Source organism: Paenibacillus sp. MY03 (genome assembly GCF_002165585.1).
Taxonomy (GTDB): Bacteria; Bacillota; Bacilli; order Paenibacillales; family Paenibacillaceae; genus Pristimantibacillus; species Pristimantibacillus agaridevorans.
Map to the genome: position 1 here is coordinate 38,866 of NZ_MXQD01000011.1, position 14,325 is coordinate 53,190.

10 protein-coding genes are annotated in these 14,325 nt (G+C 50.3%); 6 read left to right on the forward strand and 4 right to left on the reverse strand.

The features are described 5' to 3' along the window. Window positions 1-48: 48 nt before the first annotated feature. Window positions 49-891, forward strand: a complete 843-nt coding sequence (locus B1748_RS12860; RefSeq protein WP_087568324.1) for an AraC family transcriptional regulator — start codon at window positions 49-51, stop codon at window positions 889-891. A gap of 271 nt (window positions 892-1,162) precedes the next feature. Here the strand turns inward: B1748_RS12860 and B1748_RS12865 are convergent, their stop codons facing one another. From B1748_RS12865 to B1748_RS12875, 3 genes are read right to left on the reverse strand one after another with little or no spacing between them, the layout of a single operon-like run. Further along, window positions 1,163-1,594 (reverse strand): hypothetical protein, encoded by a 432-nt coding sequence (locus tag B1748_RS12865; protein WP_087568325.1) that lies wholly within the window; start codon window positions 1,592-1,594, stop codon window positions 1,163-1,165. 10 nt (window positions 1,595-1,604) lie between these two features. Beyond that, window positions 1,605-2,144, reverse strand: coding sequence for a LytTR family DNA-binding domain-containing protein (locus tag B1748_RS12870; protein ID WP_087568326.1), 540 nt, complete (start codon window positions 2,142-2,144; stop codon window positions 1,605-1,607). A gap of 33 nt (window positions 2,145-2,177) precedes the next feature. Further along, window positions 2,178-3,359, reverse strand: a complete 1,182-nt coding sequence (locus B1748_RS12875; protein ID WP_087568327.1) for a serine hydrolase domain-containing protein — start codon at window positions 3,357-3,359, stop codon at window positions 2,178-2,180. Window positions 3,360-3,766: 407 nt separating this feature from the next. On the opposite strand from B1748_RS12875, the gene B1748_RS12880 reads away from it, so the two are divergent. The 3 genes from B1748_RS12880 to B1748_RS12890 all read left to right on the forward strand — a co-directional run bounded on the left by B1748_RS12880 (window position 3,767) and on the right by B1748_RS12890 (window position 7,158). Beyond that, a complete protein-coding gene (locus B1748_RS12880) occupies window positions 3,767-5,833 on the forward strand; it encodes a polysaccharide lyase (RefSeq protein WP_087568328.1) in 2,067 nt (688 codons plus the stop codon). A gap of 255 nt (window positions 5,834-6,088) precedes the next feature. After that, a complete protein-coding gene (locus tag B1748_RS12885) occupies window positions 6,089-6,268 on the forward strand; it encodes a hypothetical protein (protein WP_087568329.1) in 180 nt (59 codons plus the stop codon). A 32-nt stretch (window positions 6,269-6,300) separates the two neighbouring features. Next, window positions 6,301-7,158, forward strand: coding sequence for a class II fructose-bisphosphate aldolase (locus tag B1748_RS12890; protein WP_087568330.1), 858 nt, complete (start codon window positions 6,301-6,303; stop codon window positions 7,156-7,158). Between the two features lie 897 nt (window positions 7,159-8,055). Here the strand turns inward: B1748_RS12890 and B1748_RS12895 are convergent. Continuing rightward, window positions 8,056-11,136, reverse strand: coding sequence for a hybrid sensor histidine kinase/response regulator (locus B1748_RS12895; RefSeq protein WP_087568331.1), 3,081 nt, complete (start codon window positions 11,134-11,136; stop codon window positions 8,056-8,058). A 621-nt stretch (window positions 11,137-11,757) separates the two neighbouring features. Between B1748_RS12895 and B1748_RS12900 the strand changes: the two genes are divergently transcribed. Together B1748_RS12900 and nspC are read left to right on the forward strand one after the other, a co-directional pair. Next, window positions 11,758-12,996: a saccharopine dehydrogenase family protein gene (locus B1748_RS12900; RefSeq protein WP_087568332.1), complete on the forward strand. Its 1,239-nt coding sequence runs from the start codon at window positions 11,758-11,760 to the stop codon at window positions 12,994-12,996. 1 nt (window position 12,997) lies between these two features. Next, window positions 12,998-14,125: a carboxynorspermidine decarboxylase gene (gene nspC, locus B1748_RS12905; RefSeq protein ID WP_087568333.1), complete on the forward strand. Its 1,128-nt coding sequence runs from the start codon at window positions 12,998-13,000 to the stop codon at window positions 14,123-14,125. Window positions 14,126-14,325: the final 200 nt, after the last annotated feature.

Sequence of the window (14,325 nt, forward strand, 5' to 3'; positions counted from 1 at the left end):
TAGCATTTAGTAGTTTGTTCAAATAGCCCTTGTGGGAGGCGGCGCCATATGCAGGAAACACCCGTGGAGTTTATAGATTTGTGGTACTACAAGCCGGATGGTTTTGCCGAGCTCGGCGGTGTATGGCCTGTCCGTATTGGAACTAACATCGCAAAGCCCAATTATCGGAACGGGCCGCGTCAAACTCCCTATTGCAACATTCATTTCATCCATGAAGGAAATGTTGAATTTGTCTATAACGGAGAGAAAGTCGTGTTAGGCAAAAGAGACATGTTTTGTAAATTCCCGGATACGATCTATTCCTATCAAATTGTGAAATCAGAGCATCCTCTTCGAATGACATGGATCACATTCGACGGGCACCAGGCCCGGCAAATATTGTCGATGATTGGTTTTTCCGAAGAACAGCCCTATCAGAGGGGCACAGTGGATAAAGACATGGAGTTGTTGCTGCAGCAAATTTTTCAGTGGTGCAAGGGAGACAGCCGTAAACATCTGATGACGATGTACAGTCTGATGTATCGTATATTCAGCAAGCTGCTGCCCGACGCTCGTTCAAGTTATACTCAATCGCAAAGCGAATGGGTAAGCAAGTGCCTGGATTTCATCCATGCCTATTATACGGAAAAAATCACCGTGGATGATCTGGCGAAGTATGTAGGCCTGCACCGAACGTACCTGTCAAAAATTTTCACCAAGGAAGTCGGCATGCCGCCTTCCGAATATTTAATAAAGACAAGGCTTGAACAGGGCAAGAAATTACTTCTGGAAAGTTCATTGTCCGTAACTGAAATAGCCTTGTCCGTCGGCTATCCCGATATCTATTCGTACACCCGCGCATTTACGCGCCAATTCGGTTGTTCTCCGAATACGATTCGCAAACAGGGATAAGCTGCAAAAGGTCCATTAAGCCATTTGTCATCTGACAAAATCAGTAGATACGAACGAAGCCGGAAAATCTGGCGAAGGACACAATCACCAAATTTCCGGCTTCTCTGTTTACGGAATTATGCTTGCCAGTTTATGAGTTAAACTTCGCTTAACAAACCCGCGCGTAAATACAATCATTTTGCGATAAAATGATGGATACTTTTAGAAATCTTTTTTCCAAAGCATGCGGTTACGATCTTTATGCAAAGCATACAAATCATTTGAATTGAAGTCAATTGTCCTGCATCTGCGACTTATACGATTGCAATTTTCTTTGCGTTCTCCTATACATTAGGTAGTCGAATAGATTGGCTGCGCATATAACGCCGAGCACAATTCCCAAAACAGGCACAAGCTCTCCCTTATCATCCACGCTACTGCCCGGGAAAATCATTAATAATGCCATAAAGAAAGCAGCCACGATAACGGCAATCAGGTTATTGATAAAAAAATAGGTTCGGGCTTTGGCCAAACTAATGGGAAGCATCGCCGTCAGCCACTCTGTCATGAATCCAATGAGGAAACCGATGCTCCCGCTGGCTAATACGCTGATCAGCCTAACGTCGCTTGGAACGGCCTCATGGTTATACATAAGCAGCGCTATGCCAATGCCGATACCGAGAAAAAACGATTTTATTACGTTTGCCAGGTTCATATTTTCCATATCGTTTCCCCTATAGGTTGAGTGTGTGCCTAAGCTTCTTCGAGAACATCTTGGATACTTCCAATTCGGCGCCATTGTCCATTCTCAGCATATATCTGGAATTAAACCAAGGAATGATTTCTTTGACATGCAGCAGATTGACAAGCTGCGATTTATTGATCCGTATAAACCCTTTGGCTGCCCATACGTTCTCGTAATACTGCAGCGTCTCCCGAATGTGATATCGGTTGGTTTTTGTGCATGCCACAATGCCGTCAGAGCCTGCTTCCAAATATCTGACATCCTTCGGCTCCATAACCGCATATTTATTTTCGCTGATACCGGCAAGGGTATCCGTTTTCAGCTCGTTCTCCCGAATCCCGGAGACCAGAAGCCGGATGACATCCATATAGTCGATACCGTCGAATACGATGCAAAGCTTGTCGCCCGGGATTTCATACCCCTTCTCGACCAGCGCCCAATCGCTGTTCGGGTTTATCTCGATTTGGTTCCTGGACAACTCCCGACTTAATTTTTCGTACACCTTATCCGAACATACTAATTGAACCATCCCGAGTCTCCTATATAACAGCATGCACGTCGATTAATCCACTCTCATTCTATCATATATCATTCTTATTTTTACCAGTTCTTCTATTCCCTTCTCGGCGTAATCAAGCGAGCCGAAGTTGGCCATATAGTAGGTGTCCTTCTTCTCGTCATAGAACATAAAGGTCCCCGTCGCGCCTACGCCGCCATACAAATCGGTCATGGAACCCAGTAGAAACGACAGCTCGCTAAAGTCGAAATACATCATGCCCAGACCGTAATAAATCCCCTTCTCGTACTTGTGTGCAAAGTCGCTCATTTCGCCATACACGTTCTCGGACACGATATCCCCCGCTTCCAGCGCCCTCATGAACAGTAACAAGTCCTTCATTGTAGTAACAATGCCGCCGCCGGCCCAATCAACCGATAATGCCTTTTTGCCGCTATAATCAATGCCGTTGATATAAATTCCGATGATATCGGACGGGTCGCCATGATGGAGCATCAGGTAGCTGTCGTCCATACCCAAGGGACGAAATATTTGCTCGGCCAGGATGTCCGAATACGGCTTGCCTTCAATGGTTTCCAGTATGAGACCGAGCAAAATGTATCCGGTATCCGAATAATGGAATTGCTGTCCCGGCCGGCCGACAGGCTGCTGGTTATCTCTCGTAAAAGCAATCAGGGTCTGCGGAGTAAACGTTTCGTCCGGGTTTTTGGCTATACGCTCCAACATCGTCTCCCCTCTAAAGACAGGTCCTTCGAAGTAATCCGCGATTCCCGAAGTATGACTCAGCAGCTGCCTCAATGAAACTTCATGGCTGTAATCCACTCCTTCTATTACAAATAATCCCTCAAGCGTATCCTGCGACAGCCACGTATCGATGGAATCGTCAAAACTGACGATGCCTTCGTCAACCAGCTTGCCAAAGATCGCGGCGCACATCGTTTTGCCGATGCTGGCGGAATGATAGGGAACATCGACATGAACGGGCTCCTCCGTGTCGTGATTTTTGGTGCCCGCCGCAAACTGTCCGAAGTAACCCGTCTCATTGGAGTAAATCGTCAATAGGACGCTGGACAACAACGGATCGTCTTCCACCAGCTCGTTCAGGCGCTTTTGGATCTTGGCGTTAACGGCCTCCCTGGATATGGGCCTGTTCATGATAGCCAGTACGCCATAACCAATGAGAGCCAGCGCAACTACACCGGCTAATATCTTTATTCCTCTCTTCATAGAGGCACCTCCGTCTCAACTCTGCTTCCTTCCCAATTTAATCCGGAATCAAACCATTTAATATACTTTTGGACTCAACGGTCGAAATTCGGGGTTAAGCCGTCTTTTTCGTGCTCCAACCGTCGACCAAGACAGTCGGGCATGGGGACCGCGACGCATCATAACAGCTCTTTACGAAATCGCAAACAATCGTAATAAATAACAACTTCCGCTTTCTTAAAATAAGACAATGATTGGAAGATCGGTAAATGGACGGGCAATCAGTGGGGCGGTACCCTCCTTGTAAGGTCATCTCTATGACCGTGCGTATCCGCACCAACGTAACATACGAGGCTTAAGCGAAGGGGGGGCAAGAAACAGGAAGCCCGAAAGCCGCAAAAACGAGTCGAATTCAGGGAGGTAAGTCAATGAAGGCAAAAACGCTGGGAATCGTCATTGGGTTATTATTCGTTCTGGGAGCCGCAACAGCTGCGGCCGCGCCGCTTGAAAATTCTTTTGAATCGGGGAAGGCCGGGCAGGAATACGGCCTGGAGGATTGGGAGAAGGCCGATTGGACGGCTCCATGGCTGCTTGGCAATGACAGAAGCATTGTCGATGACGAGGTCAGCCATAGCGGTTTTAAATCGCTTAAGGTTCTGTATCCCGCAGGCAAGATCGGCCCGACGGATTCGGGGTATCAGGCTCCATTCGAATTTCAACCTGCCGATGAATATTATTTGTCCTATTGGGTGAGATTCGACGAAAACTTTAGTTGGGGCACGACGCAATTCGGCGGCAAGCTGGGCATCGGCTTGGCAGGCGGGGTCGGAACCTCCTGCTCGGGAGGTCAGATCTGCACGGGCGAGAACGGCTTCAGCTCGCGCCTTATCTGGCGGAAGGACGGACAAGCGGCCGTCTATATTTATTCCATGGGCAACTCGGGGTATGGCGCCGAAGCCGATCTGACTTATTACAACGGCTCGCCGATCTATTATCCAAAGGGCGAGTGGTTTAATATCGTGCAACGGCTGAAGGTCAATACCGTCACGAACGGCGAGGCGAATCCCGACGGAGAGATCGAGATCTGGTACAACGGCTTTTCGGTGACGAAAGTGACGGGCTTGCGATTTGTGACCAATACCGATAAAGTCGACAAGGCTTATTTCTCCTCCTTCTACGGAGGGGCTACCGAGAGCTATGCGCCTGCGCACGACTCCTACGTCTGGTATGACGATGTGAAAATATCCGCTCTTCGCTCCGACATGTGCGAGCTGGACGAGGGCGGCTGCGATTACAAAGATCCAATGAAGGATTACCGGATTGCGACGGTCGGCGTGCTAGCCAGCGGCGTGGATGGCATCAACGTGGCGGAAAATACGATAGATAACGATTTCGTCACACGTTGGTCGGCGGAGGGAGAGCAGTGGATTCAATATGATCTGGGCGCAAGCAAGGAGCTGTCGCAGATCTCCATCGCCTTCTACCAGTCCGCCATCCGGTCGACCATCTTCCAAATCGAAGGCTCTGACGACGGCGAAACGTGGAGCACGCTGTTCGACGGGCAAAGCTCCAGCCGATTCACTGAACTGGAGCCATTTGCCCTTGAAAATGCCAAGGCAAGATTTATTCGGATCTCGGGCTCCGGGAATACGATTAACAGATGGAACAGCATAACCGAGGTTGTGATCTACGGCACGGAGAAAAACGGAGAAGTCGACCCCGGTACGGGAGAGCCAGGCGGCGAAGGACCGGGCAACGGCGATCCGGGCACAGGCACGCCAGGCGGCGGCGACGACGGTCCCGGCAACGGCGATCCGGGGACGGGCACGCCAGGCAGCGGCAGCGGATCAGGCAACGGTGATCCGGGCACGGGGACGTCTGACGATGAGCCCGAGCCGGTGAGCGACGAGCCGGAGTCTGAGTCGCTTGACGAACGGACGAAGGATGTTCTCGAAGCTATCTCCGGCCATTGGGCCAAGGCAGAATTGACACGGGCCGCCGAGCTGAAGATATGGAACGCGGCGGATGCCGGCCCCTCTTTTAATCCCAACCAGCCCATCAGCAGAGCGGATTTGGTACAGCTGCTGGTTCGTGCGCTAGGCCTTGAGACATCGTCGGACTCCGCGCCTTTCGCCGACTTAAATAGCCTGGGCAAAGCGCAAAAGAGCGCCATTGCCGCAGCGGTGCAAGCCGGCATCATTACCGGCTACGAGGATGGCAGCTTCCGGCCGCAGGGTGAAGTGACGCGCGCGCAGCTGGCCGTCATGCTGGCACGGGCGTTAAAGTTGTCGGCAGGCGCCGCTCCTTCTGCGCCGCTGTTCGCCGACGACAAGACGCTGCCGGCCTGGGCCAGAGACAGCGTATACGCCTTGAACCAACAAGGCGTGCTCAAGGGCCGCGGCGGCAATGAGTTCAAGCCGGCAGGAACGACAACCTTTGCCGAGGCGCTGGTCGCCTTGCTTCGGGCAGTAGACCTGTCTATTGAGCGGAAGTAAGCTTTGCATCAACAATGGAAGGCATGAAACAGGCACCCGTACGTTGGACGCTTCGAGCAGAAGCATCACGCCTACGGGTGCCTTTTCTATTTAACCTTCTGCCGTCTAGCCAGCACATCTTTACAAAATTCATACGGCCGCAACCTCCTGCATCCTTTATTTACCTAAAGTTAACGCTTACACATGCTCCGACACAAAAATTACAGGGAAATGCTTGTTTTTTCACGCTGAACTGCGGCTAAATTTGCAGAGATCATGTATAATAAACAATTGAATGACAATTGGACAGGAGATTGGAAGACGAGCCTGCCGGGAACTGCCTGGTTTGTTAGCGCGCTGGTATGCAAACATGCCAATGAGGAAGAGACTAAGCTGAAGAAGGATCCCGCAGACCGTATCCCGATCGGGAAGTGCGGCAAGACCATAGAGCAATGATCTAAAAAACACAATGTAGGAGGCAATCAACAATGGCATTGGAATCCATGAAGGACATGCTGAACAAAGCGCTTAAAGAAGGTTACGCGGTAGGACAGTTCAATATCAACAACCTGGAGTGGACGCAAGCGATCCTCGACGCTGCTCAATCCGAGCAATCTCCGGTAATCCTCGGCGTATCCGAAGGCGCGGCCAAATATATGGGCGGCTTCAAGGTCGTTACGGCTATCGTTAGCGCCCTGATCGAAGAATCCAAAATCACGGTTCCGGTCGCTATCCACCTCGACCACGGCTCCAGCTTCGAGAAGTGTAAAGCGGCTATCGACGCAGGCTTCACTTCCGTTATGATCGATGCTTCCCACCACCCGTTCGAAGAAAACGTCGAGACGACAAAAAAAGTCGTTGAATACGCGCATTCCAAAGGCGTTTCCGTTGAAGCCGAGTTGGGCGTTGTTGGCGGACAAGAAGACGACGTTATCGCTGACGGCGTAATTTATGCGGATCCGAAGGAGTGCTTCGAGCTTGTTCAACGTACGGGCATCGATTGCCTCGCTCCCGCGCTGGGCTCCGTGCACGGTCCTTACAAAGGCGAGCCGAACCTGGGCTTTAAAGAAATGGAAGAAATCTGCCAAGTGATCAAACTTCCGCTCGTGCTTCATGGCGGCACTGGCATCCCGACGGATCATATCAAAAAATCTATCTCTCTTGGCACGGCTAAGATCAATGTAAACACCGAGAACCAAATGGAGTTCACTGCGGCTGTTCGCAAGGTTCTAGCTGCTGACGGCGAAGTTTACGATCCGCGTAAATTCATCGGCCCGGGCCGCGAAGCCATCAAACAAACGGTTATCGGCAAGATCAGAGAATTCGGATCTTCCAACAAAGCTTAATCGGACAGGCTGATGCCTGCCGAGCCACGGTGAAACGGCTGTCGTCGTCCTTTGGCGGCGGCGCGTTACTTTCCGAGAAATATAGAGAAAGTATGGCGAAATCATATACTTTCCGATATTTGGCCAAACAGCCCGAAAATCCTGTTGCAGGATTTTCGGGCTGTTTTTTGATTTGCGTACGACAAGGCGAAACGACTGTCGCCGTCCTTTGGCGGCGCAGAAAGTTTCATTCCGAGAAATAGATGCCAAGTATAAAAAAACTTATACTTCCTTATATTTTGAGAAAACCTCTACCCTCGGCCTCTCGAAGATGAACGACCCCCGGCTTTGCAAAGCAAAACCGCTTCAGAAGTATGAGGTAAGTTTTATCGTAATAAGAATTTCCCATTCAAGGCAAACTCGGCAACTTTTAATACTTTTGTTGTAAATAAGAGGAAAAGCTCCCTTTAATTTACTAGCCTTTCGGTTCTTTGAAGTGTTAGAGGGAAATTCTCCCTCTAAATCAAGTGGACTTGAGGTCAGACGTCCATTTGATGGAGAATAAAGGGAGGATTTCCCCTTAAAGCCGCAAAATCCGGTATAGAAGCGAGATTAGAGGGAGATTTTCCCTCTATTCTCTTAATGACTTGCAATGGCTTTTTACGACTTGCCACGACTTGCAATGCCTTGTTACAAATTGCTACGACTTGCTACGACTTACTATGACTTACTATGACTGCAGTGTCCTCCTACAGACACTATCGTTCCGTTTCGGAGAAACGTATGGAGAAAGCATGAGCGAACTCCCATGCTTTCTTGTAGGCAAGGTGGAACGGCTACGCCGTCCTTTGGCGGCGCGGAAAGTTTCATTCCAAGAATATAGAGAAAGAAGCGTGGCGAAATGTTGTACTTTCTTTCCTATATTTTAAAAGATACAGTCGTCCCCACACCCGGTTCGCTAACAATGTTAAGACCGGCTCCGTACAACCGATTAAGCCGAAGGTCTATATTGCGCAAAGCGATACCTTGGCCGGCACCGGATTTCAGCAGGACATCCGCTTTTTCCTTCTCCATACCTATTCCGTTGTCGATAACCGATATTACGACTCCGTCTTCTTGCTTTGCGATCTTGATCCGAACCGTAGCGTTTTCTCTGCGCCTTATCAAACCGTGACGGATCGCATTCTCCACAAGAGGCTGAATCGAATAAGGCGGAATTCGCAGCTCCAGACCGTCTTCTATCTCCCATTCCACGCGCAACCAGTCAAATCTGGTCTGCTCGATGAACAAGTAGGAGCGCACCAGCTTGAGCTCATCTCTCAAACTGACCAAATCGCCAACACTCTGGAACTTGAACTTTTCTCGCAAATAATTGGCCAAATGTTCAATCAGCAGCAGCATCTGCCCGGGATCAACCGCATGCAAGGCGGCAATCGAATTTAAAGTGTTGAAGAAAAAATGAGGCTCGATTTGCGCCTGCAGCCACGCCACCTCCATGCGAATACGTTCTCGCGACGAGCTGGTGAGCTCAGTCAGAGCCTGCACTCTGACGCGCAACTCTCTGGCATTAACCGGCTTGGTGACATAATCATTGGCGCCTGCCAGGAAGCCTTGCTCAATATCCTCCGGCCTTGTACGAGCAGTCAGTACCAGCACTGGCAGATCAGACATCGTATATCGCTCTCGTATTCGCCGCGTAAGCTCGTACCCTGTCATTCTCGGCATCATAATGTCTGTAATGACAAGATCCCATGACCGTTTCAGAAGCAGCGCCAAGGCGTCGTCACCATTTGTAACGGTCGTTACCTCATACGCATCGACGGAAAGCAGGGATACGAGCACCTTCAAGTTCAAAGAGTCGTCGTCTACAGCCAGTATGCGGGGCCTATCCGTCATATTGCGTGTGGTCGGCTGCGCCTGGACCGTTTCTGCATTTATAGTTGGAACAAAGTCGATCGGTTTCCCATATTCCTGATTCGCTTTCCGGACAGAAACCAAGCTGGCAAGCGCGGTCTGTGTACCAGCCCCCTTTGCCTCATCGCCGTGATCAAGCGCCATCGTAAAAATAAACCGAGAGCCTTGATCGGGAACGGAGTGCACCTCGATCGATCCTCCATGAATTTCAACCAGCTGTTTGCATATGCTCAGCCCGAGGCCGAAGCCGCCCTCATAGCCGTTTATTGCGGCTTGCTCGTAGGGCTCAAAGATTCGAGGCAGTATCTCCTTATCCATGCCCACGCCTGTATCCGATACGGTGATAACCGCTCTGTTCTTTTCCGTATGCGCCCCTACAACGATCTCGCCTTGGTGCGTGAACTTCACTGCATTATGAAGCAAATTAAATAATATCTGAATGAGACGGTTCTCATCGGCCAGAATGTTCGGGAACTCTTCGGACACTTGATTTTTTATAATAATCGGTTTGCCGTCAGCTATAAATCGAACCATGTCTATTACTCCATTGACGACCGGCTGCAGAGCAACACCTGTTAACTGAAGCCGTAGACTGTTATCCTTCAATCGTTCAGTGTCGAGCAGATCATGCAGCATAAGCGACATTCGACGACCGACTTTCAAGATCGTATCCAATTCGTGGATGCTGGTATCGCTGATGATCTCCCTCTCGCGCTCCAACACAACCTGGGACATGCTGATCATCCCATGCAGCGGATTGCGCAGCTCATGGGACGTATTGGCCAAAAACTCATCTTTTCTCCGGTTGATCTCTTCCAGCTTCGCGGCAAGCTCCCTCTGCTCGGTATACATGACGTAGTAGCGCTTAATCCAGATCGAAGATAACAGAATCATAGCCAAAATCAGATCAAAGGGGTACGACATGGTTTTGGTACCGGTATAGATTAATAACAGCCACCAAAATATTTGATTGGCAAACGCCAAATAAGCCAGAAATTGCAGCAAACTGTTTGTCATGCCCCGCACCGACTTGCGTAGCGCCGACACGGTTAGAATCAAGATCACCGGCGCAGCGCACAGAAAGATAGCGTACTGCAAGGCATCGCTGTTCTGGGGCGGCAACGCAATGCTTGCAACGAGGCCGATGACGGCCAACACACTGTAGACTCGCATGACAGGAACCCGCCATGCCGCTGACATCTGATCGATGGTCATTCGGAGCAGCGAATACATCAATACGGTTAGGGACAGACATAAAATTTTGTAGCCCCAGGCATAGGAAATCTGCACCCATTGATGCAATAATTTATCATCGCTGCTGTTTAACATGATGGTGGTATAACTTAAAATAACGAGGGCAAAATATAACCAAAATGGCTTCCGTTCGATCATAAAAAAGATGATCAGGTAAGCTGCCTGCATGATAAGCGCAGCGGCGATCAAATATTGTGTCGCCAGGGAGAGCTGCCTTTCACGATAGATCGCTTCGTCTGTTCCAAATTTAAGCGATCGCACAAGTCCGCCGCTTCGCGGGTCGGAATAATTGGCAACCTGAATGACCAGCTCGATTGTACGTTGCTCGTCCGCCATAAAGGTCGCGGTGTAGGGCAAATTTTCCGCCCGATACTCCTGCTCCGTACTCGCCGGACGACCGGAAGAGGCCATCCGCCTGCCGTTAATATACAGCTCCGACGAAGTGCGGGCGCTAGGCACATGAATGCTGTATACCTCATCCGGGTCATCGACCTCGATTGTCAGACGGTAACTTCCAAACCCGTAGGGCGTCTGTATGCCAGTTCGCACCCACTCATTCCAGTCCGAGGGAATGCCAACCTTAATCGCGGATTCGGATAATGGCCGACGGGCCTGCTCCTGGGACATGAGAAACAGGCCCGGATAAAATTCCCACTCCCCATCCAGGGTAATCGTTCCAGCGGACGCCGCTTTCCAGCCATGCAAATCAAGCCTTCCGTTTACAGCGTAAGGCTGCTCGGAAGGCTTAAACAGATCGAGCCAAACAAGACGGCCAGCCGTCAGTAGGGATACAAAAACGAAGATCGTAAGGATGACATGGTGTTTTTTCATAACGTTCTATATTCCGTATAACCGGCTATAGTCCTTCTCCAAAACCTGGAGTAATTTTTTTTTGGAATTACCTATTGCTTATTGCGATTTTTGTGATAATATATCCTAGTGGAAGTGAGAAAGCCGATATTCAATATATCCTGATCATTGAAGCAGATAATTTTTGACCACAACCCATCGGGGGAGTTAAGGCCATACGGACAGCCGGGTCAAATGCCGATTGGCAACTTTAGTTGCCTTATTGATTGAGTTAAAAGCTCAAATTTTATAAGTTGGTTACTTTACAACCTGTGCATCCGCACATCAACTTGTGAAACGGTCAATAAGAGTGGTAAAAGTGATTATTTGCTATATAGACTCTGATCAAATGATGATATATCCGAATATTAAAGAGCTTCCTTACCGAAGTCTGTTTATTACTGATGTAATAAGACAGCCCCGAGCTTTTTAATTGGTGATGATATCAAAGCAAGTGTGATGCGCGACTAAGCGTATTTGCATTTGCTTTTTTTGCTTATTGGACGTTGATGGCAAATGATGGCAGGTAGCAGATACAAACGCGACTCGGAATGATATGGAACGCAGTTCCACCACACCCCACAACGTTAGGAGCTAAAAACAATGAGCAAAGCACTAATCATCGGCTGCGGCGGCGTAGCCTCGGTAACGATTCACAAATGCGTACAGAACAGCGACGTTTTTACGGAAATTTGCATCGCAAGCCGGACGAAGTCCAAATGCGACGCGTTAAAAGCAAAACTAGATGGCGGCAAAACAAAAATTTCGACGGCTCAAGTCGATGCCGACAACGTGGATGAGCTCATTGCGCTGATCAACGATTTCAAGCCGGACATCGTCATGAACCTGGCGCTGCCGTACCAAGATCTTACGATCATGGACGCTTGCCTTGCAACAAAAACGCATTACATGGACACAGCAAACTACGAGCCGGAAGACACGGCCAAATTCGAATACAAGTGGCAGTGGGACTACCGCGAGCGCTTCGAGAAAGCCGGCATCACGGCGCTTCTGGGCAGCGGCTTCGACCCTGGCGTAACAGGCGTATTTTCCGCTTACGCGCTCAAGCACTATTTTGACGAAATCGAATATATCGACATCCTGGACTGCAACGGCGGCGATCATGGCTACCCGTTCGCGACCAACTTTAACCCTGAGATCAATATCCGCGAAGTATCCGCTAACGGCAGATATTGGGAGAACGGCGAATGGATCGAAACCAAGCCGATGGAAATCAAACGCGAGTACAACTTCGCCGAGGTTGGCCAAAAGGATATGTACCTGCTGTACCACGAAGAGCTGGAATCCCTTGCGGTTAACATGCCGGGCCTGAAGCGTATCCGCTTCTTCATGACTTTCGGCCAAAGCTATCTGATGCACCTTAAGGCGCTTGAGAATGTCGGCATGACTTCCATCGAGCCAATCGAGTACGAAGGCAAAAAAATCATTCCGCTCCAGTTCCTGAAGGCGGTATTGCCGGATCCAGCTTCGCTTGGACCGCGCACGGTGGGCAAAACGAACATCGGCTGCATCTTCCAAGGCAAAAAGGACGGCCAAGACAAAACGTACTACGTCTACAACGTCTGCGACCACCAAGAGTGCTACAAAGAAGTGGGATCCCAAGCGATCTCCTACACGACCGGCGTTCCTGCCATGATCGGCGCTGCGATGATCCTGACTGGCAAGTGGAACAAACCTGGCGTATTCAACATCGAAGAGTTCGACCCGGATCCGTTCATGGAAGAGCTGAACAAATGGGGCCTGCCATGGGTTGAAGATTTCAACCCCGTGCTGGTCGACAACGATCGCGTCGATTCGAAGAAAGCGGAGCTGGTTCGCTAAGATGCGCTTCGAAGAACTCCCGACTCCTTGTTACGTAGTTGATCACGAGCTCATCGAGCGCAATCTGAAGATCCTGAACGGCGTCATGCAGCGGACCGGTGCCAAGATCGTATTAGCTCAGAAAGCCTTCTCGATGACGGCCATGTATCCCTTGATCGGACAATATCTTAGCGGCACCACGGCCAGCGGCTTGTACGAAGCCCGCTTGGGCCACGAGGAGATGGGCAAAGAAAATCATGTCTTTGCCCCTGCCTATCGTGAAGATGAGATCGACAGAATCATTGAGATTTGCGATCACATTATTTTCAACTCCTTCTCCCAACTGGAGAAGTACAAGGACAGAGCGCTTGCAGCCGGCAGGAAGGTAGGCCTCCGCATCAACCCGGAGTGCTCCACGCAAGTCGGACATGAAATTTATGACCCTTGCTCCCCGGGCTCCCGCTTCGGCGCCAAGCGCGACCAAGTGCGTCCGGAGCTGCTGGAAGGCGTAACGGGCCTGCACTTCCATACGCTGTGCCAACAGAATTCGGATGATCTCGCCACGACGCTGGATGCGGTGGAAGAGAAATTCGGCGAGTTCCTGCACGGCATGGAATGGATCAACTTCGGCGGCGGGCATCATATCACGAGAGAGGATTACGATCTCGAGACGCTCGACGCTTGCATCAACCGCATGAAGGACAAATACAACCTTCAAGTTTATCTGGAGCCGGGCGAAGCCATCGCGCTGAACGCGGGCTACCTGGTTACCTCTGTGCTGGATCTGCACCAGAACGGCCTGGACATCGCCATCCTCGACACATCGGCGACCTGCCATATGCCAGATGTACTGGAGATGCCTTACCGCCCGCCGCTCGAAGGTTCGGGCGAATCCGGCGAGAAGCCTTACACGTACCGTCTCGGCGGGCAAACTTGCCTGACTGGCGACGTGATCGGCGACTATTCGTTCGACCAGCCGCTCAAAGAGGGCGACCGTCTCGTATTCGGCGACATGGCGATCTACTCCATGGTTAAGACCAACACCTTTAACGGCATGCCGCTTCCAGCGATTGCCATCAAATACGCTGACGGCGACTGCAAGGTTGTTCGCGAGTTCGGTTACGAGGAATTCAAAGTTAGACTTGCATAAGCGCTTAAAACGGTGGCTTCCAACTCCCCTTTTTTCGGGAAATTGGAAGCCACCGTTGCGAGAGTAGTTTGACGCTAACGGACATCATCGACGCTAATCCACGATCGTCAATGAGTAGGGATGCCGGCCTTAGCCGGCCTCAGAGAGCGATTGTCTCGATGCGTAAGTTCCATGGAGCTGCGCTTCCATCCTTTTATCCT